Origin of the sequence: Nonomuraea sp. NPDC050691 (assembly GCF_040654455.1) — a bacterium.
Taxonomy (GTDB): domain Bacteria; phylum Actinomycetota; class Actinomycetes; order Streptosporangiales; family Streptosporangiaceae; genus Nonomuraea.
Window position 1 is genome coordinate 1 of the sequence record NZ_JBFAIA010000090.1, and the last position, 18,689, is coordinate 18,689.

19 protein-coding genes are annotated in these 18,689 nt (G+C 72.8%); 8 read left to right on the top strand and 11 right to left on the bottom strand.

Annotated features, from left to right (window positions below):
• A partial coding sequence (locus AB0H81_RS27330) for a DUF4097 family beta strand repeat-containing protein (protein WP_358380274.1) occupies positions 1 to 242 on the top strand: 242 nt, incomplete at its 5' end.
• A gap of 260 nt (positions 243 to 502) precedes the next feature.
• The gene (locus AB0H81_RS27335) at positions 503 to 1,330 is read left to right on the top strand and encodes a sugar nucleotide-binding protein (protein WP_358380276.1); all 828 of its coding nucleotides are present in this window, start codon (positions 503 to 505) and stop codon (positions 1,328 to 1,330) included.
• Positions 1,331 to 1,351: 21 nt separating this feature from the next.
• Here AB0H81_RS27335 and AB0H81_RS27340 read toward each other — a convergent pair whose 3' ends face one another.
• From AB0H81_RS27340 to AB0H81_RS27350, 3 genes are all read right to left on the bottom strand, one after another.
• Positions 1,352 to 1,732, bottom strand: coding sequence for a hypothetical protein (locus AB0H81_RS27340; protein ID WP_358380278.1), 381 nt, complete (start codon positions 1,730 to 1,732; stop codon positions 1,352 to 1,354).
• On the bottom strand, positions 1,729 to 2,520 hold the full coding sequence (locus AB0H81_RS27345) for a MarR family transcriptional regulator (protein ID WP_358380280.1): 792 nt from the start codon (positions 2,518 to 2,520) through the stop codon (positions 1,729 to 1,731). The genes AB0H81_RS27340 and AB0H81_RS27345 overlap by 4 nt, the downstream gene beginning before the upstream one ends.
• Before the next feature lie 132 nt (positions 2,521 to 2,652).
• Positions 2,653 to 3,516 carry an NAD(P)H-binding protein gene (locus tag AB0H81_RS27350; protein WP_358380282.1) on the bottom strand — a complete coding sequence of 288 codons (864 nt, stop codon included), beginning with the start codon at positions 3,514 to 3,516 and terminating at the stop codon, positions 2,653 to 2,655.
• An 81-nt stretch (positions 3,517 to 3,597) separates the two neighbouring features.
• Here AB0H81_RS27350 and AB0H81_RS27355 point away from each other — a divergent pair, with 81 nt between their 5' ends.
• Complete coding sequence (locus AB0H81_RS27355; protein WP_358380284.1) at positions 3,598 to 4,605, top strand: Lrp/AsnC family transcriptional regulator; 1,008 nt, start codon at positions 3,598 to 3,600, stop codon at positions 4,603 to 4,605.
• 5 nt (positions 4,606 to 4,610) lie between these two features.
• Here the strand turns inward: AB0H81_RS27355 and AB0H81_RS27360 are convergent, their stop codons facing one another.
• Positions 4,611 to 5,516, bottom strand: a complete 906-nt coding sequence (locus AB0H81_RS27360) for a glycerophosphodiester phosphodiesterase family protein (protein ID WP_358380286.1) — start codon at positions 5,514 to 5,516, stop codon at positions 4,611 to 4,613.
• 114 nt (positions 5,517 to 5,630) lie between these two features.
• Entirely contained in the window at positions 5,631 to 6,053 is a 423-nt protein-coding gene (locus AB0H81_RS27365) for a GNAT family N-acetyltransferase (protein ID WP_358380288.1), read from the bottom strand.
• A gap of 86 nt (positions 6,054 to 6,139) precedes the next feature.
• On the opposite strand from AB0H81_RS27365, the gene AB0H81_RS27370 reads away from it, so the two are divergent.
• Complete coding sequence (locus AB0H81_RS27370) at positions 6,140 to 6,838, top strand: GNAT family N-acetyltransferase (RefSeq protein WP_358380290.1); 699 nt, start codon at positions 6,140 to 6,142, stop codon at positions 6,836 to 6,838.
• A 27-nt stretch (positions 6,839 to 6,865) separates the two neighbouring features.
• On the opposite strand, the gene AB0H81_RS27375 is transcribed toward AB0H81_RS27370, so the two are convergent.
• The 3 genes from AB0H81_RS27375 to fbaA all read right to left on the bottom strand — a co-directional run bounded on the left by AB0H81_RS27375 (position 6,866) and on the right by fbaA (position 9,718).
• Positions 6,866 to 8,149, bottom strand: a complete 1,284-nt coding sequence (locus tag AB0H81_RS27375) for an adenylosuccinate synthase (RefSeq protein WP_358380292.1) — start codon at positions 8,147 to 8,149, stop codon at positions 6,866 to 6,868.
• A gap of 101 nt (positions 8,150 to 8,250) precedes the next feature.
• The gene (locus AB0H81_RS27380) at positions 8,251 to 8,661 is read right to left on the bottom strand and encodes a DUF3151 domain-containing protein (RefSeq protein ID WP_358380294.1); all 411 of its coding nucleotides are present in this window, start codon (positions 8,659 to 8,661) and stop codon (positions 8,251 to 8,253) included.
• A gap of 34 nt (positions 8,662 to 8,695) precedes the next feature.
• Positions 8,696 to 9,718: a class II fructose-bisphosphate aldolase gene (fbaA, locus tag AB0H81_RS27385; protein ID WP_358380296.1), complete on the bottom strand. Its 1,023-nt coding sequence runs from the start codon at positions 9,716 to 9,718 to the stop codon at positions 8,696 to 8,698.
• A 123-nt stretch (positions 9,719 to 9,841) separates the two neighbouring features.
• Between fbaA and AB0H81_RS27390 the strand changes: the two genes are divergently transcribed.
• Both AB0H81_RS27390 and AB0H81_RS27395 read left to right on the top strand, forming a co-directional pair.
• The gene (locus AB0H81_RS27390; RefSeq protein ID WP_358380298.1) at positions 9,842 to 10,552 is read left to right on the top strand and encodes a DedA family protein; all 711 of its coding nucleotides are present in this window, start codon (positions 9,842 to 9,844) and stop codon (positions 10,550 to 10,552) included.
• Between the two features lie 60 nt (positions 10,553 to 10,612).
• Positions 10,613 to 11,005, top strand: a complete 393-nt coding sequence (locus AB0H81_RS27395; RefSeq protein WP_358380299.1) for a hypothetical protein — start codon at positions 10,613 to 10,615, stop codon at positions 11,003 to 11,005.
• Between the two features lie 69 nt (positions 11,006 to 11,074).
• Here AB0H81_RS27395 and pyrE read toward each other — a convergent pair whose 3' ends face one another.
• Entirely contained in the window at positions 11,075 to 11,608 is a 534-nt protein-coding gene (gene pyrE, locus AB0H81_RS27400) for an orotate phosphoribosyltransferase (RefSeq protein WP_358380301.1), read from the bottom strand.
• Positions 11,609 to 11,739: 131 nt separating this feature from the next.
• Between pyrE and AB0H81_RS27405 the strand changes: the two genes are divergently transcribed.
• Positions 11,740 to 15,228, top strand: coding sequence for a sigma-70 family RNA polymerase sigma factor (locus AB0H81_RS27405; RefSeq protein ID WP_358380303.1), 3,489 nt, complete (start codon positions 11,740 to 11,742; stop codon positions 15,226 to 15,228).
• 187 nt (positions 15,229 to 15,415) lie between these two features.
• Positions 15,416 to 16,684, top strand: coding sequence for an NYN domain-containing protein (locus AB0H81_RS27410; protein ID WP_358380305.1), 1,269 nt, complete (start codon positions 15,416 to 15,418; stop codon positions 16,682 to 16,684).
• Positions 16,685 to 16,756: 72 nt separating this feature from the next.
• Here AB0H81_RS27410 and AB0H81_RS27415 read toward each other — a convergent pair whose 3' ends face one another.
• Entirely contained in the window at positions 16,757 to 17,911 is a 1,155-nt protein-coding gene (locus tag AB0H81_RS27415; RefSeq protein WP_358380307.1) for a VLRF1 family aeRF1-type release factor, read from the bottom strand.
• 145 nt (positions 17,912 to 18,056) lie between these two features.
• The gene (locus tag AB0H81_RS27420; RefSeq protein ID WP_358380309.1) at positions 18,057 to 18,686 is read right to left on the bottom strand and encodes a response regulator; all 630 of its coding nucleotides are present in this window, start codon (positions 18,684 to 18,686) and stop codon (positions 18,057 to 18,059) included.
• Positions 18,687 to 18,689 lie beyond the last annotated feature (3 nt).

An 18,689-nucleotide genomic window follows, 5' to 3' on the forward strand; every position in this document is an offset into this window, starting at 1 on the left:
GCCCCGCGGAGATCAGCACCGCACGCGGCGACATCCGCATCGCCGAGGCCACCGGCGGCAAGGTCGTGCTCAGCACCCTGTCCGGCGACATCTCCATCAGCGCCGCCAGCGGCGTCTCGGCCGCCCTGGACGCCGGCACCACCCACGGCCGCGTCACCAACGCCCTCAAGAACGACGGCACCGCCGAACTCGACATCCACGCCACCACCTCCAACGGCGACATCACCGCCCGCAGCCTGTGACCGCTCCTGCGGCCGACGTGCGAGTGGACCAGCACGCCGCGGCCGGTCTCATCATGAGGGTCCGCCGGGATGCGCCCGCTTCCCGCGTATCCACCCGGGTGCGACTCCAGGCGCGCTGACCAGCCGCCCCGGACCCCCGTCGAATCGCCGCAGATCGGCCGTCCCCGGTCGATCGGTCGCCGGACGACGTACATCCGGCCCCATGCCGCCATCATGATGGGCGACGCCCGGACATGTGATGGAAGGACAGGTGACCGCCCATGCGGCTGCTCATCGTCGGCGGCAGCGGCTTTCTCGGCGGTGAGCTGGCCCGGCGGGCTCTCGCCGAGGGCCATACGGTGGCGGCCACCTTCCTGTCCCGACCCGGAACGGTCTCCGGCGTCGGCTGGTCCCCTCTCGACGTCCGTGACCGCGCGGCCGTCGCCGATCTGATCGCCGCGCTGGAGCCGGACGTCGTCCTCAACCCCGCGTACAGCAAGGCCGACTGGACGGCGACGGCGAGCGGCGCCGCTCACGTGGCCCTCGCGGTGGCGGCGATCGGCGGGCGGCTGGTGCACGTGTCCAGCGACGCCGTCTTCTCGGGGGAGGCGGTCACCTACGCGGAGGACCACGTGCCGGATCCGGTCTCGCCGTACGGGGCGGCGAAGGCGGCGGCCGAGGTGGCCGTGCAGGCGATCGTCCCGGGCGCGGTGATCGCCCGGACGTCCTTGATCGTCGGTGGCGGCCGGTCCGGTCATGAGTCCTTCGTGCACGCGCTGGCGGCGGGCCGCAGACAGGGCGTGCTGTTCACGGACGACGTACGCTGCCCGGTGCACGTCGGCGATCTGGCCGCGGCCCTTCTGGAACTCGCCGGGGCGGGGCGTCAGGGGATTCATCACGTGGCCGGGGCCGACGCGGTGAGCCGGTACGAGCTCGGCTGTCTCGTCGCGCGCCGTGACGGGCTCGATCCGTCGCGCCTGGCACGCGGCCGGCGGGCGGACACGGACGTGCCCGGCCCGCTCGACGTGCGGCTGGACTGCACGGCGACGCAGCGCTTGCTGAGGACGAAACTGCGGGGCGCGCGCGAGTTCTTGAGGCAGGGCGCGTAGCTGTCGGTACGCCCCCGGGCCTCAGGTCTCGATGTGGGCCTTCATCGGCTGCCACGGTGCGGCGTCGAAGATGAGCGCGATCGAGACGATCTTGCCGTCGACGAGGCGGAAGTGCTCGGCCGTGCGCTGGGTGCCGACGGGTGTCGCGGTGTGCACGTCGTACACGAGCGTCGCCTCCGCGTCGCCGTACAGCTCGCTGATCAGGTCGACGCCCGTCACGATCGACACGAACCCCGGCAGGGTGGCCAGGTGCCCTTCCCGGTCGTCCGAGGTGATGAACGGGCTCTGGAAGCGGAACGGCTCTCCCAGGTGCTCCGCCGCCGCGGCCACGTCGCCCTTGAAGCGGGCCTCGTGGTAGCCGCGGACGGTGTGCCGGGTCCGCTCCTCGGCGGTCGTGGTCATGGCTGCTGTCCTGTCCGGGGGAGGCTGTCGTGTCCGAGCCGGGAGAGGATGCGGCTCTGGTTGGCGGCCAGGCGGAGGCACAGGTCGCGGAAGGCGACCAGCTCCTCGGGGGAGAAGCCCTGGAACATGGCCCGCATGGCGAGCCGTGACGGCTCGCGGAACGCCTCGATCCAGGCCCGGCCGGCGGGCGTGATCTCCGCCAGGACCGAGCGCCGGTCGTCCGGGTCGGGGACGCGGCGGACCAGGCCGTCGTTCTCCAGGGTGTCCACCAGGCCGGTGACGTTGCGGGAGCTGACCCCGGCGGCCCTGGCCAGGTCGCCGATGCTGATGCCCTGGTCGCCGCCGTTCAGGCGGATCAGCAGGTCGAGCGCGCCCGCGCTGACTCCCCGGCCCTGGGAGCCGTGGGCGCGCATGCGCTCGACGGAGTGGTACGCGGTGCGGACGGCGGCGCCGGCCTCGAAGGCGAGCAGGTCGTCGCGGTCGCCGCCCGCGAAGCCGGTCATGGCGGCCCTGACCCGGGGGTCATAGAGGGACCCGTCGGGGTCGCGGTCGTAGTTGTATACGTCCTTCATAGTAAGAAGAAAGATTAGTACGTACTTCCCAATATGGCGAGTCTCCCAGTCCGGCGCCGCCCGGCGGCGACGCAGGTCCACCAGCATCAGCACCTCCGGCGTCCAGGCCGAGTGGGACGTCTGCCTCGCCGGCCCACCCGGCCTGGTCGCGTCGGTGGAGCCGCCCGCCTGCGTGCGGCGCACCGTCGTCGGCGACGAACGCCGCCAGTGCGTCATCGAGGGCACGTACGTCCCGTCGACGTCACCTCCCGGGTCACCGCGACCCTGTGCTGACCGCGCCACGCGAAGACCCGGCCACGGCGTGCTCGTCGCCCCGCCCGCGGGATTCACGACGGTGGGCCGGTCTCCTCATGGCAGGAACCGCTCGAACGCGGCGGCGTGCTCGACGGCCCACGCGGCGAGCCTGGCCGGGGGCGTCCCGGTGATCTCCTCGACGGTCCCGGTGACGGACGGCGGCGGGGCCGAGGCCATCTTCGCGTACCCGTCGAGCAGCTCGTCCACGAACGAGTCGGGGAAGGACGGGTCCGCCAGCAGCCGCGCCCGCTCCTCCTCCAGGGAGAGCTCCTGCCAGCGCAGGGGCCGGCCGACGGCCTCGCCGATCACCCGTACCTGCTCGGCCTGCGTCAGCACCTCCGGGCCCGTCAGGGTGTAGCGGCGTCCCGCGTGCCCGGAGCCGGTCAGCGCGTTCACCGCCGCCGCGGCGATGTCGTCCTCGTGGATCGGCGTCATCGCCACCGAGCCGTACGCTCCCCGGACGGTGTCGCCGGCCCTGATCTGGTCGGCCCACCACAGGGTGTTGACCATGAACGTGCTGGGGCTCAGCACCGTCCACTCCATGCCCGACTGCTGGAGCAGGTGCTCGACGGTGGCGTGCCAGCGGGCGACCGGGTTCGGCTGCTCCTCGGGCGCCAGCCCGGGACGCACCCCGCCGCCGGTCATGAAGACGACGCGGCGCGCGCCGCGCTTGATCGCGTCGACGTACGGGGCCGCCTGCTCGTCCGAGTGGAACGGCCACATCAGGAACACCGCCTCGACGTCGTCCATGACGCCGGGCGCGGTCAGGTCGGGGGCGACCACCTCGACCCCCTCGGGCAGCCGGGCCGACTCGGGGCGGCGGCTGGTGGCGCGCACGGTGGCGCCCGACCAGGAGAGCCGCTCGACGACCCTCCGGCCGACGTTGCCGGTGGAACCGAAAACCAGGTAAGTGCTCATGCCGCAACGATGGTCCCGGCAAGGCGGGTGACGCACCTCAGAGGCAGTTGAGTGCTGAATTCCAGCGTGAAATCATGAAATATGGAGAAAAGCGGCTCTCTGGATGACATTGATCTCGCTCTCGTGCACGCCCTGCAGCTCGACGGGCGAGCCGCGTTCAACCGGATCGGCGAAATCCTGGGCGTCTCCGAGCACACGATCGCCCGGCGCTACCGGAGGCTGCGCGCGGAGGGCCTGCTACGCGTCGTCGGCGTCCTCGACGGCACCCTGTACGGGCACACCTCCTGGGCGGTCCGGCTCGTCTGCACGCCCGACGCCGCCGGGCCCGTGGCCGAGGCGCTGGCCCGCCGTGACGACACGGTGTGGGTGCGGCTGACGTCCGGCGGCACCGAGATCGTCTGCGGCGTCCACGCGGCCGGCGAGGACGGCGGGGAGCTGCTGCTGAAGAAGCTGCCGCGCACGCCGCGCCTCGTCGCCATGACCGCGCACGCGACCCTCCACATGTACGCGGGGTGGCGCAGCCGCGTCGCCGTCCTCTCCGCGGACCAGGCCGCCCGGCTCCGCTTCGTCCCCCATCAGGCGCTCTCCCCACAGGAGCCGCGTGCGGCGGCGGTCTCCCGACCGGAGTCGCGCGCGGTGGCGGTCGACCTCGGTGAGCAAGACCGCGCGGTGCTGCGGGTGCTCGCCCAGGACGGGCGGACCGGGTACGGCGAGCTGGCGGCGGCCGGGCGCTGCTCGCAGTCGACGGTACGGCGGCGCCTCGACCAGCTCCGCGGCGCCGGCGCGCTCAGGTTCGACGTCGAGATCCCGTCGCGGGCCCTCGGCTACCGGGCGGAGGCGTGGCTGTGGATGAAGGTGCGCCCGTCGCGGCTGGCGGAGGTCGGGGCGGCGCTGGCGGCGCACCCGGAGGTGGACGTGGCCGCGGCCATCACCGGCCCGAGCAACCTCATGGCCGGCGTGACCTGCCGGGACACCCAGGACCTGTACCGGTACCTGACCGAGCGGGTCGCGCCCCTGGACGGCGTGCGGGAACTGGAGACGTCCCCGGTCATCCGCACCGTCAAGCGGGTCGGCGCCGTCCTGCCGTAGAACGGTCAGACGGAGACGGGCCGCAGGGGCTCGACCGGGCCGGGCAGCGGCAGGCCGCGCTCGCGCCACAGCTCCCGCATCCGGTCCGGGTAGTCGGTCACGATCCCCGAGACCCCGAGGTCGAGCATGCGCGCCCCCAGCTCGGTGTCGTTGACCGTCCAGACCGCCACGTCGAGCCCGGCCCCGGCCGCCTGCGACATCAGGAGCTCGTCCACCATCACGTGCTCGGGCGACAGCGTGGTGGCCCCGGCGGCGCGGGCGGCGGCGGGGACGTCGTCTCCCAGGTCGCCGTTCCAGTGCAGCGTGTCGGGCTCGATCAGCGCGAAACGCCGCGTGCCGGGCGCCATGGCGGCCGCCTGCGTGATGACGCGCCAGTCGAAGCTGAGGATGGCCACGTTGTCCAGCCGGCCGTGCCGGTCGAGCTCGTCGATCACGAGCCCGGTGAACAGCTCGGGGTCGGCGGTCAGCTCGGGCCGCGTCGGGTCGGACTTGAGCTCGACGTGCAGGCGTACGGCGTCGGCCTCGTAGGCGTTGACCAGGCCCAGCACCGCGCCCAGGGTGGGCATGCGGGTCTCGGGGACCGGCACCTGCGTGATCGCGAAGGGGTCGTCGGGGTGCCGCGGCAACCGCACGCCCACGTCGAGGGTGCGCAGCTGGGCGAGCGTGAGGGTGTTGATGGGCTTCCCCACGTACGGGAACGCCGGGTCGCCGGCCCGCACCGGCCGCGTGTCGGCGCTCGTGACGGCCGAGACCGTGAGGTCGTGGGTGAGCACCAGACGCCGGTCGGCGGTGAGCGCGACGTCCAGCTCCAGTGCGTGGACCCCGAGCTCCAGCGTGCGGCTCAGGCCAGGCAACGTGTTCTCGGGCCAGAGGCCCCTAGCCCCCCGATGGCCATGTATCTCAACGCGCACACCCGGACCCTACCGGGCGCCCGCCACCTTCCCGCGTCCGCCACGCCGCATCCTTTTTGTCGGCAATATCCCGAGATCAGGCCGGCGAAGATCGATGCGGGGATCCGGAGGAGATCACGGGATCGGGCGGTCGAAGGTCCAGTTGTAGATCACCTGGTCCGTCTCCGCGTCGCCGCCCGCGCCCGAGTACGTGGCCTGGGCCGGCTCGTTGTCCTTGCCCGTGGCCGTCCACAGCCCGTACAGGCCGCGCTCCCGGGCCAATTCGGCGAGGGCCAGCACCAGGGCCCGCGCGATGCCCTGGCCGCGAAAGCTCTCGTCCACGCCGAGCTCGTACAGGAACATCTCCGTGCCCTTGTCGGGGTGCGTCATCTCCACCCCGGTGACCATCCCGGCGGGCGTCCCGTCCACGTACGCGATGAGCAGGTGGTGTCCCTCGTCCGCCAGGAACCTGGTGGTCGCCTCCCGGCGTGGCGCGGCGTCGAAGAGGTGGCCGGCCGCCGCGACGGCCTCGAAAGCGGTGACCCGGCGGATGTCCATGGGGTCGAGGGTAGGGGCCCGATGTGAGCCGTCGCATGCCCTTTTTGCCTGGATAGTGGCAATCTTCGTGCAATAAGCTGACCGCCATGACGGGGGCTCTCAAAACGGTCCGGCCGGAGACGGTACGGGCGTGGGTCGACGGATGGGTGGTCTCCCGCAACGCCCCCACCCCGGTACGCGAGCCGTGGGGCCTGCGCGTGGACGTCGGCCTTCCCGGCCACATGGTCCGCCACGTCGTCCCGGCGCCCACCCCGGCCACCCTGCGCCATCTCACCGCCCTGCCGAGCGTTCCCGGGACCTGGCTGAAGCTCTGCGCGCCGCCGGAGGAGGTCGCGCCCTGGCTGCCGCCGTCCTGGGACGTGCAGGGGCCGGAGTACATGATGACCGCCCCGCTCGACCCCGCACCACCGCGGACCCGGGGCGTCACCGGCATGACGGCCGCCGCGCGCGCCGGCGTGGCCGCGCCCACCGGCTACACGCTGGCCGTGACCACGCGCGCCGGCGTCACCGTCGCGCGCCTGCTCACCACCGCCGGCGAGATGGCCGCGCGCGGGCAGATGGCCATCGCCGGCGCCACGGCGGTCGTGGACCAGGTGGAGACGGCGTCGAACCACCGGCGGCGCGGCCTCGGCACCATCGTCATGCGAGCCCTGACGGCGACCGCCGCGGCGGGCGGCGCCGCCGACGGGGTGCTCGTCGCCACCCCCGCCGGCCGCTCGCTCTACGAGACCCTGGGCTGGGCCGTCCACACGCCCATGACCGCCGCGGTCCTCACCGCCGGATAGACCCCGGCGGAGCTGTCCGCCGGGTCGTCAGGTCAGCGGGCGCAGGACCAGGGTGGCGTCACGCGCCGGGCCCACGCCGACCGCGCTGATCGGGGCGCCGCTCATCTCCTCCAGCGCCCGGACGTACGCCTGGGCGTTGACCGGCAGGTCCTCGAAGGTCTTGGCCCCCGTGATGTCCTCCTGCCAGCCGGGAAGCTCCTCGTAGATCGGCTTGGCGTGGTGGAAGTCGGTCTGCGTCATCGGGATCTCCTCGTGCCGCACGCCGTCCACCTCGTACGCCACGCAGACCGGGATCCGCTCCAGCCCCGACAGGACGTCCAGCTTGGTGAGGAAGAAGTCGGTCACGCCGTTGATGCGCGTGGCGTACCGGGCGATGACCGCGTCGAACCACCCGCAGCGGCGGTTGCGGCCGGTGGTCACGCCGTACTCGCCGCCGGTCGTGCGCAGCCAGTCGCCCATCTCGTCCTCGAGCTCGGTCGGGAACGGGCCCGACCCCACGCGGGTCGTGTACGCCTTGAGGATGCCGATGACCTTCGTCAGCCGGGTCGGCGGGATGCCGGAGCCGGCGCACGCGCCGCCCGAGGTGGGCGAGGACGAGGTGACGAACGGGTAGGTGCCGTGGTCGATGTCGAGCAGCGTGCCCTGGCCGCCCTCGAGCAGCACGAGCTTGCCCTCGTCCAGCGCGTTCGAAAGCACCAGCGAGGTGTCGGCGATGTGCGGCTTGAGCCGCTCGGCGTAGCCGAGGTACTCCTCCAGGACCCGCTCCGGCTCGATGCCGCGCCGGTTGTAGACCTTGGTCAGCACCTGGTTCTTCTCGGTCAGGGCGACATCGATCTTCTTGGCCAGGATGCCCGGGTCGAGCAGGTCCTGCACGCGCACGCCCATGCGGTAGATCTTGTCGCCGTACGCGGGGCCGATGCCGCGCCCGGTCGTGCCGATCTTGGCCTTGCCGAGGTAGCGCTCGGTGACCTTGTCCAGGGCCCGGTGGTGGGGCATGATCAGGTGCGCGCTGGCCGAGATCAGCAGGCGCTCCGCCGAGATGCCGCGGGCGGCCAGCCCGTCGATCTCGTCCAGCAGCACGCGTGGGTCGATGACCACGCCGTTGCCGATCACCGGCACCACGTCGGGGGACAGGATCCCCGTGGGCAGCAGGTGCAGAGCGTACTTCTGGTCGCCGATGACCACGGTGTGGCCCGCGTTGTTGCCACCCTGGTACCGGACGACGTAGTCGACGTCGCCTCCGAGCAGGTCGGTGGCCTTGCCCTTGCCCTCATCGCCCCACTGGGCGCCCACGAGAACGACAGCCGGCATGGTTCTAGTCTCCCGAGCACAAAACGAAACCCCTGGCGCAAGCGCGACAGGGGCTCTTGCGTGCAGAGACTACCCGACTGTGCCTGTCTGTCCCAAGGGGGCTACCCGGCCGTCAGCGCGTCGTAGGCGGCCTCGTCGCTGTCCTTGAGGAACTGCACGCACCGCTCGGCCTCGTCCTTCTCGCCGATGGACTGGGCGGCCCTGGCCAGCGCGTACAGGCAGCGCAGGAAGCCGCGGTTGGGCTCGTGCTCCCACGGGATCGGCCCGTGTCCCTTCCAGCCGCTGCGGCGCAGCTGGTCGAGCCCGCGGTGGTAGCCGGTGCGGGCGAAGGCGTAGGAGGTGACGGCGTGCCCCTGCGCGAAGTACTCCTCCGCGAGGGCGGCCCAGGCCGCCGGGAAGGCGGGGAAGCGGGCGGCCACGTCGGAGGGCTTGGCCCCGGCTTCCAGCGCCTCCCTGGCCTCGGGCAGGTCCGGCAGGTAGGTCGGGGGCGGCCCGGCGAGAAGGTTGTCCATAGGACAAGTCATACCCGCCGGGCCCCGGACGTGGCTAGGAGATCTTCGTCCCAGCGCTCTTCAGGTGTTCGCACGCCTCGACCACGCGGGCGGCCATGCCGGCCTCGGCGGACTTGCCGTACGAGCGCGGGTCGTAGGCCTTCTTGTTGCCGACGTCGCCGTCGACCTTGAGCACGCCGTCGTAGTTGCGGAACATGTGGTCGGCGATCGGCCGGGTGAAGGCGTACTGCGTGTCGGTGTCGATGTTCATCTTCACCACGCCGTACGAGATGGCCTCGTGGATCTCCTCCAGCGACGAGCCTGAGCCGCCGTGGAAGACCAGCTCGAACGGCTTGTCCTTGCCGTACTTGGCGCCCACCGCGTCCTGCAGCTCCTTGAGGACGCCCGGCCGCAGCTTGACGTGGCCCGGCTTGTAGACGCCGTGCACGTTGCCGAACGTGGCGGCCAGCAGGTAGCGGCCCCGCTCGCCGAGCCCGACGGCCTCCGCCGTGGCCAGCGCGTCGCCGGGCGTCGTGTACAGCTTCTCGTTGATCTCGCCGACGACGCCGTCCTCCTCGCCGCCGACGACGCCGATCTCCATCTCCATGATGATCCTCGCCCGCGCGCACTTCTCCAGGAGATCCTGCGCGATCTCGAGGTTCTCCTCCAGCGGCACGGCCGAGCCGTCCCACATGTGCGACTGGAAGAGCGGGTCGAGGCCGCGCGAGACGCGTTCCAGGGAGACGTCGATGAGCGGCCGCATGAAGCCGTCCAGCTTGTCCTTCGGGCAGTGGTCGGTGTGCAAGGCCACGGTCACCGGGTACTTCTCGGCCACCACCCGGGCGTACTCGGCCAGCGCCGTCGCGCCCGTCACCATGTCCTTCACCGTGGCGCCCGACAGGAACTCGGCGCCGCCCGTGGAGACCTGAACGATGCCGTCGCTCTCGGCCTCGGCGAAACCGCGCAACGCGGCGTTGAGCGTCTGGGAGGAGGTCACGTTGATGGCCGGGTAGGCGAATCCGCCGGCCTTGGCCCGGTCGAGCATCTCTGCGTAGATCTCTGGAGTAGCTATCGGCATGATTCATCTCCCTGAGAAGTAAGGCTGCGCGTTGCCCAGTATTACCGTCCGCTACCCGGCGTGGTAGTGACAACGCCTCGCGCGTCACCCGTCGAGCCCCCCTGCTACAGGTAGGCTCAGCCTGTGGACTCGCTCTTGAATCTTCTCGACCCGACGTGGTGGCTCACCATTCTCGGCGCCTTCGCGACGATCGGCGTTCTGGCCATCATCTTCGCCGAGACGGGTCTGCTGCTCGGCTTCTTCCTGCCGGGCGACTCGCTGCTGGTCGCGGCCGGGATCTTCAGCTCCGGGTCCGTGGCCGTCGGCATGGGGATCGAGCCGCTGTCCTTCCCGGTGCTGCTGATCGGCACCCCGCTGTGCGCCGTCGCGGGCGCCCAGCTCGGGCACTTCCTCGGGGCGAGGTTCGGGCGGAGGATGTTCGACAAGCCCGACTCACGGCTGTTCAAGCGCGAGCACGTCGTACGGGCCGAGGAGTTCTTCGAGAAGTTCGGCCCGGCCAAGGCCGTGGTGCTGGCCAGGTTCGTGCCCATCGTCCGCACCTTCATGAACCCGGTCGCCGGCGTTCTGGAGATGCCCGCCAAACGGTTCTTCGTCTGGAACGTCATCGGCGGCGTGGTGTGGGTGGAGAGCCTGCTGCTGCTCGGCCACTTCCTCGGCAACAAGGTCGACCCCAAGCAGATCGACAAGTTCATCCTGCCGGGCGTCTTCCTCATCGTGCTGATCTCGCTGATCCCCATCATCTTCGAGGTGATCAAGCGGCGCAGGGCCCCCAAGGCCGCGCCGGTGCCCACGGGCAAGCACCACCGCATCCCCACGAGCCCCGACGGCCCGTAACCGGAACCGGCCTCTCCCGGGGGTACTCTCCGGTGTGTGGGACGCCACAGGTCAGATCCGATGGGCCTCGCCCGCCTCGCGGCCGCCGTTCTCGCGGTCGCCGGGGTCGCGACACTTCTCGTCATCGGCGGGCGCGCGCTGTTCCTGTCGCTCGACACCCCTGAGCGGGCCGAGCCGCAGCGCGCCACCGCCGAGCCGACGGCCAGCGCTCAGGTGCCCACCGTGCGCCTCGAGTGCGTGGCCGACACCTGCCCCCTCGTCACGGTCCGGGTGCCGGGCGGCGACGTGCTGCAGTACCGCGACATGACCCGGGGCGAGGAGGTCCGCTACTTCGAGCCCGAGCTCGACGTGGTGCTCGCCGACGCGGCCACGGTCCGGGTCAGCGAGAACGGCAGGCCGCGCGCCCAGGGCAAGGCGGGTGAGCGCGAGGCTTTCACGGTCAAGGCGCCCTGACGCGGCCGCCGGGGGTTCACGGCCTCCGCCCGGTGAGCGCGGCCCGTTCAGAGCCCTTGACCGGATCGCTCAGAGGCCCAGGTCGGAGAGCGTGTACGCGGTGCGGTACTCCAGCCCCTCCTCGGCCATGCGCGCGGCCGCGCCGCGGTCGACGATCGTGGCCACCGCCACCACCTCGGCGCCCGCCTCGCGCAGGGCCTCCACGGCCGTCATCGACGACGCGCCGGTCGTCGAGGTGTCCTCGACCACGAGCACGCGCCGGCCCTTCACGTCGGGGCCTTCCACGCGGCGCTGGAGGCCGTGCACCTTCTGCGCCTTGCGCACCACGAACGCGTCCAGCCTGCGCCCCCGCGCCGCCGCCGCGTGCAGCATCGCGGCGGCCACCGGGTCGGCGCCCAGCGTGAGCCCGCCCACGGCGTCGTACCCGAGGTCCTCGGTGAGGTCCAGCATCACCCTGCCCACGAGCGGCGCCGCGACGGCGTCGAGCGTGATGCGGCGCAGGTCCAGGTAGAAGTCGGCCTCCTTCCCGGAGGAGAGCACCACCTTGCCGTGGACCACGGCCTTGTTCTCGATCTCGGCCAGCAGGTCGTCGCGATCCGTCATGCGCCCAAGCTTAGGGGCCTGATCAGGACGCGCTCCCTCCGGTCCGGACGTAAAGGCGCGTCCGGGGTTTGGGCACGCCCGTGGCTGCGGAATGACTCGGCGAGGCAACATTTCGTAATCACGAGGTGACCATGTGTATCGAATCACCGCAGAGCGATACCGAGCTCCTCGAAGCCGTCAGAGCGGGCAACGCCGCCGCCTACGGCCTGCTCCACGAGCGTCACGCCCTCGCCGCCCGCGTGCTGGCCCGCCGGCTCGTACGCGGGGAGGCGGAGGTGGACGACGTGGTGGCCGAGGCGTTCACCCGCATCCTCGACCTGGTCGGACGGGGCGGCGGGCCGGGGGAGGCCTTCCGCGCCTACCTGCTGACCGTGGTGCGGCGCACGGTCCACGACCGGGCCCGGATCGAGAGCCGCCAGGTGACGCTCGACGAGCCCTTCGACCCGGCCGTGCCGTTCGTCGACCCGGCGCTCGCGGGGCTGGAGAGGTCCATGCTCGCCCGGGCGTTCCTGTCGCTGCCGGAGCGGTGGCGGGCGGTGCTCTGGCACCTGGACGTCGAGCGTGCCGAGCCGGCCGAGCTGGCGCCGCTGCTCGGACTGTCGCGGGACGAGGTGTCCCCGCTGGCCTACCAGGCTCGTGAGGGGCTGAGACAGGCGTACATGCGGCTGTACCTGTCCGCCTCACCCGCCCCCGCGTGCGTGCCGGTGCTGGGCAGGATGGCGGCGCACGTGCGGGGCGGGCTGTCGCGGCGCGACTCCAGGACGGTGGCGGCGCACGCGGGCGGCTGCGCGCGCTGCCACGCGGTGCTGACCGAGCTCACGGACATCAGCGCGGGGCTCCGGGTGGTGATCGGGCCCCTGCTGGTCGGCCCGGCCTTCCCCGAGTACGCGGCGGACCTGGCGCGGGGCTCGGCGTCGCAGGGGCCGGCGTCGCAGGGGCCGGCGTCGCGGGGGCCGGCGGAGTCTTCGATGTCGGCGCTGCTCCGGGTCACGGTGACACCCCGCTCCCAGGAGACGCCGCCCGGCGTTCAGCCCGTGGGGCCGTCGGGCACGACGGGCGCCCCCGGGCACGCGGACGAGGAGGCCGCGTTCTGGGGGGCGGAGTACTGGGGGACGGACGGCGACGCGGCGGACAAGGAGGAGGCGGCGCGCGCGGAGGAAGAGGACCTCGCCTTCTGGGAGTCCGAGGCGGACCGGGCGAATGCGGAGGGAGGCGCTGACGGCGGTGGTCCGGGAGCGGGAGGCGCTGACGGAGGGGGGCCCGGAGCGGGAGGCGATGACGCGGAAGGCGCTGACGGTGGAGGCGGGGAGTGGGAGGCCGGCGCCTGTGGGGCGCGCCGGAGCCCGCGCCTGGTCCACTGGCTTCAGCGGGTGGCGGCGAGCCGGCGGGTGGCCGTGGCAGGGGGTGCGGCGGTGGCCGTCGCCGCCGCCACGACGTTCGCCGTCGCCTCCGGGCGCCAGGCGGCCGAACGGCTCGCCACCTCCCCCATGGCGCACCCCCTCGGCTCCGACCGGTCGCCGCTGACCGTGGTGGAGCCGGACCCGATCTCACCGCCCGGCCCGGAGCCGGGAGACGTGACCGGTGGGGGCAGGGCCCGCCTGCGCGCCACGATCGACCCGCTCGGTGCGCTGATCCGTGGCCGATCCGGCATCGTGGCGATACGGCTGCGCAACTCCGGCACCGGGCCGAGCGCGGGCGTGCGGGCGATGGTGGACCTGCCTCCTGGCGTCACGCTGATGCCCCCGGGCAGCCGCGGACACGGCGCCGTGCTCGGCCCGGCGACCACCCCGCCACGACGCACGCCACCCCGTACCCCACCGCGCACGCCGCCCCGCGACGCCTCCCGGCCCGAGGACGGGTCCCCGGCCCGCAGCGGCGCCTCCTCAGGCCGTGACGCCTCCTCAGGCCGTGACGCCTCCTCGGGCCCCGACAGGTCTCCAGGCCCCGACAGGTCTCCAGGCCCCGACCGGTCTTCAGGCCCCGACGGGTCTTCGGGGCGCGTCGGGTCCCGGGAGCACGGTGGCACGCAGGGGCGCGAAGTGGCACCGGACCTCGGCGCCCTGCTACGCCGCGGCGGCGTACCCGGCTTCGACACCTCGCCGGACCTCGACACGAGAACCCCGCCAAGCCCCGACACGAAAACCCCGCCGGACCTCGACACAAGAGCGACACCGGACCTCGACACAAGAGCGACACCGGGCCTCGACACAAGAGCGACACCGGGCGGAGCGGGAGCGCCGGGCGGGGGGACGTCCACGCGCCGTCACCGTCACGGCACCGGCTCACCGGGGCCGGTCGGCAGATCCCCCGATCCCCGCCCATCGGGGGGCGCGCTCGCCAGGTGGGCGTGCCGGGCGGTGCCGGAGGGGGCGCGGTGCGTACGCACCCCCCTGGGAGCCGGTGAGAGCACGGTGCTGTTCCTGCGCGTCCAGGTGGCCGCCGACGCCGAGGACGGTGCGGCTCCGGCCGTACGGGTCAGGGCCGGGCGGATGCGGACGGCGGCCCGGGCCGCGACGGGGGTACGGCCGGCGGGAGCGCCCGCGAGGTTCGCCACGGAGGGCAAGGTCTCGGTCATGGCGATCGGCAACTCCCTGCTGACCTGCCCCGGCGGCCAATCCGGCTGCACCGCGGCGAGGCGGCGCGAGGGCGCCAGGCGTGACAACGACCTGTGGTCGATGGTCCCGCTCGACGCCGACCGGACCGGCTCCACCGCCGCCTCCAGCGCCGCGCGCCTGCGCATGCCGCGCGGCGGCCGGATCGTGTGGGCGGGGCTCTACTGGTCGGCCGGAGGGAGCGTACCGGGGCCGATCCGGCTCAGGCCGCCGGGCCACCGGAGGTACGAGCCGGTGCGGCCGGACCAGGTGGAGGACGCCAGGCTGCCGTCGGGCCCGGCCTACCAGGCGTTCGCCGACGTCACCGGTCTGGTGGCCGCCTCCAGGAGGGAGGGCGAGTGGTGGGCGGCCGACGCGCCCATGGCGCCGGGGGTGTCCCGGCACGCCGGGTGGAGCCTCGTGGTCATCGCGACCGACCCCGCCAGGCCGTACACCAGGACGGTCGTCCTCGACGGCGCCGTCGCGACCGGCGAGGGGAGCGCCTCGCTGCGGCTCCCGCTCGACGGCCTGGCGCCCGGCAGGACACCCGGCGGGACGTCCACAGCGATGCCCGGCGGGACGTCCAGCGGGACGCTCGGCGAGACGTCCAACGGGACGCCCGGCGAGGCGCTCGGCGGGACCTCCATTGCGACGCCCGGCGTGACGCCAGGCGTGACGTCCGGCGGGACGACGCCAAGCCGTACTCCCGGTGGGGCGGCAGGCCGTACGTCCGGCGGGACGTCGGGCCGTGCCCCCGCGCGGGTGCGGCTGGTGACGTGGGAGGGTGACGCGGAGCTGGACGGCGACACCGTGTCGGCCGGCGGCGGCCCGCTGGTGCCGGAGGGTGGCGACCGTGACGCCGCCAACCCCTTCGACGGCTCCGCCGACGGGGCCGCGGGCATGACGTTCGGGGTGGACGTGGACACCTTCGAGACGGACCTCGGTGACGATCCCGCCCTCACCATTACCAGCGAGAAAGATGCGATTTTGTTTGGAATTGCCGCTGTCAGTGCCCGTACGCGGCAGTAACCATAAACCCGGACAAACTGGTACGGTCTCCGTGAATCATCTGGCGTATGCCCGGGCCGGTGGCGAATCGTCGGGATTAACCCTCGGACGATCACCCGCTTTCACTACCCTGAGAAAGGGCCGCCAGTCCGGCTCTGACGGTGCAGAGCCAGTGAGGTCGGACCATCAGGAAAGGGGCCGTGTCACAGTGGATCGCTGCGCGCTGTTCGTGGACGCTGGCTACCTGCTGGCCGACGGCGCGATGGCCGTGCATGGGACCCGTCATCGCGAGGCGGTCGCGTGGGACTACCCGGGTCTGCTCCAGCTCATGAGCAACCTCGCGCGGGAGCGCACCGGGCTGCCGCTGCTGCGCTGCTACTGGTACGAGGCGACGGTCGAGGGCCGCCGCACCCCGGAGCACGACGTCCTCGCCGACATCCCCGGCCTCAAGCTGCGCCTGTCCCGCATCCGGCCGGGCCGGCGCGAGGGCGTGGACGCCCAGGTCCACCGCGACCTCATGACGCTCGCCCGCAACAACGCCATCTGCGACGCGGTGGTCGTCAGCGGCGACGAGGACCTCGCCCAGGTCGTCTGCGACGCGCAGGATCTCGGCATCCGGGTGACCGTGGTGCACATCGCCACCGAGGGCGGCTGGGCCGTCTCGCGCACCCTGCGCCAGGAGGGCGACGACCTCATCGAACTGGGCAACGTCCACCTGCGGCCGTTCGTCAACCTGGTGACCGGCATCAGCGAGGTCACCAACGGCCACCACCCGCTCTCCAACGGCCACGCCGCCGCGCACGCCGCGACCCACTCGCTGCCGCCCGCGCCGCCGCCGTCCTCGTCCCTGCCCACGCCGCTGCCCGCGCCCAAGTCGAGCGGCAGCCACGCCGCCCCGCCGACGACCCCGTCCCCGGCGCTGCCCGCCACGCCCCCGGCGCAGCCCGAGGGGCAGCCGTCGTCCGGTCGCGGCCAGTCCTCGACGCCGTCACCGTCGCCCACCTACTACCACCAGGAGCCGGCGAGCCAGGCCCCGGCGACCGGGCCCCTCCCGCAGCAGCCGGCGTCGCCGCAGACGCCGTCCACCGGGCAGTTCGCCGCGCAGCCGTCCAACGGCGCCTACCAGCAGCCGTCGCAGCCCGCGCAGTCGTCGAACGGCTCCTACCAGCCGTTCGGCGCCTTCACCGGCCCGCAGTCCACCCCACCCACGCCCCCCTCGACCTCGCAGGCCACCACGCTGGCCGACGCCGTGAAGGCCGCGCACCGCGAAGGCCACGACTTCGGCGAGTCCGTCGCGCGTGACGCGCCCGCGCTGTGGCTGGAGGCCGTGCTGGCGCGCAAGCCCCGCATGCCCTCCGACCTGGAGGCCAGGCTGCTGCAGGGCTCGTCGCTGCCGATCGACTTCCTGCTGCACGACGAGGTCCGCCACGCCCTGCGCCGCGGCTTCTGGGACGCCCTCGAACGCGCCCGCCACTGAAGGACGCACCCCGCCAAGGCCGCACCCCGCTGCCGAAGGGCCCCGCCCTGAAGGACGCGCAGCCCGCCACTTTCACCAGCGCAGCAGCGCGCCCACCCCGTCGTACGGCGCCAGGGCGCCCGCCGCGTGGGCGTGGACGATCGTCACCTCGGCCCGGCTCTCCAGCGCCCGTTCGATCATGCGCTCCCCGAGGTCGGGCTCGTCCGTGGTGACCATGCCGCGCGGCACCTGGTCGGCCGGGTAGAGGAACCCGTCGGGCCCCCGCTCGCCGTGCCAGTGCCCGTTCTCGTCCACGAGCAGGCAGCCGACCCGTCCCTCGTTGAGCAGCGCGAGCGTCTGGGCCGGCCCGAGCACGGCGCGTCCGCCGGACAGCGTCGTGTCGACGACCCGCTGGACCAGCTCGGCGTCCCGGCGGACGCGCACCGTGACCAGCTCCTCCGTGACCCGGGCCACCACGTCGGCGGCCGGCCCGTCCGGGACGACCTTGTCCACCCGCACCGGGTCGAGCGGGCGCAGCGCGTTCGCCAGCGCGGAGGTGAGCCGCGGGTCGCCGACCAGCAGCACGTCCTCCCAATGCAGGGCGCCGACCCGGTTGCTGATCTCGGGGGCCACCGCGTACAGGCGGCGCACCACGTTCTCCTCGGCGCGCCGCCGGAACAGGTCGCGGTGGACCGACGAACGCTGGTCCGTGCCGGCCCTCGCGGGTCCGCGCATCTCGCGCCAGTCGTCGGTGTCCGGCTCGTACGCGGACCGGAAGACGTCCTCGGCCTTGCCGTACCGGTAGTCGATGAGCCGGACGCCGTCCCGGCGGACGACCGCCACGCCGGCGGGCGCGCTGGTGGCCAGCGTGGTGAGCAGGGGGCGTACGTACGCGGTGGACTCCAGCACCGCGCATGTGCCGAAGGGGACCTGGAGCGACGTCCGCTGGATCTCGTCCGAGCAGACCGGGGCGAACAGCGCCCGCCCGATCCCGGGCTCGGACGGATCGACGAGCCTGTCGATCTCGGGTTCGAGGGCGTCGAGGTGCTCCAGCACGGTGAAGCGCCGGATCCGCTCGGGCCAGGCCGCCACCTGGGCGCGCATGGCGGCGAGCTCGTCGCGCAGCCGGATCTCCCAGGCGGGCCGGATCCCCGGATCCACGCGGGGGCCCGCGGTCACGTACAGCGATACGACGCCCATCTCGTCCTTCATCGCGACGAGCTCGCGGAGGAAGCCATCATCGTGCATCAGATCGGTTCTCCTCTGCATCGGATCCTTCCGACTGTAGAGAACCGAAAAGCCCACAAATCTGCACGTTGAGGGATATTGTCCGCGGTTTTACTTCAAAGCCCGCAACTGGACATATCAGGACGAGTCGTACGACAGCGGCAGGTCAGGACAGCGCGTCGAAGCCGGCCCGCAGGGCGGTCACCCGCTCGGCCAGGTCACCCAGCGGGATCGTCAGCGCCGGATCCTGCGACTTGCGCGCCAGTTCGCGTACCCGGCCCAGCTCCTCCTCCACCGCGGTCAGCCGCCGCGACAGCTCCGGCAGGACCGACGCGGGATCGCCCGTGCCCGGCGGCAGCTCGCCCGCCATCCGCTCGCGCAGCATCCCCGCCTGCTCGGCCAGCCGCTTGTTCATGTTGTACAGCTCGATGAACACCGACACCTTGGCCCGCAGCACCCACGGGTCGAACGGCTTGGTGAGGTAGTCGACGGCCCCCGCCGCGTAACCGCGGAAGGCGTAGTCGGGGGCGCTGTCGACCACGGTCAGGAAGATGATCGGGATGTTGCGCGTGCGTTCGCGCCGCTTGATGTGCGCGGCCGTCTCGAAGCCGTCCATGCCCGGCATCCGCACGTCGAGCAGGATGAGCGCGAACTCGGTGTTGAGCAGGGCCTTGAGCGCCTCCTCGCCCGACCGGGCGCGCACCGGCACCAGGTCGAGCGAGCTCAGGATGGCCTCAAGGGCGATCAGGTTCTCCTCTCGGTCGTCGACCAGGAGGATCTTGGCTCGATCCGTCATGGA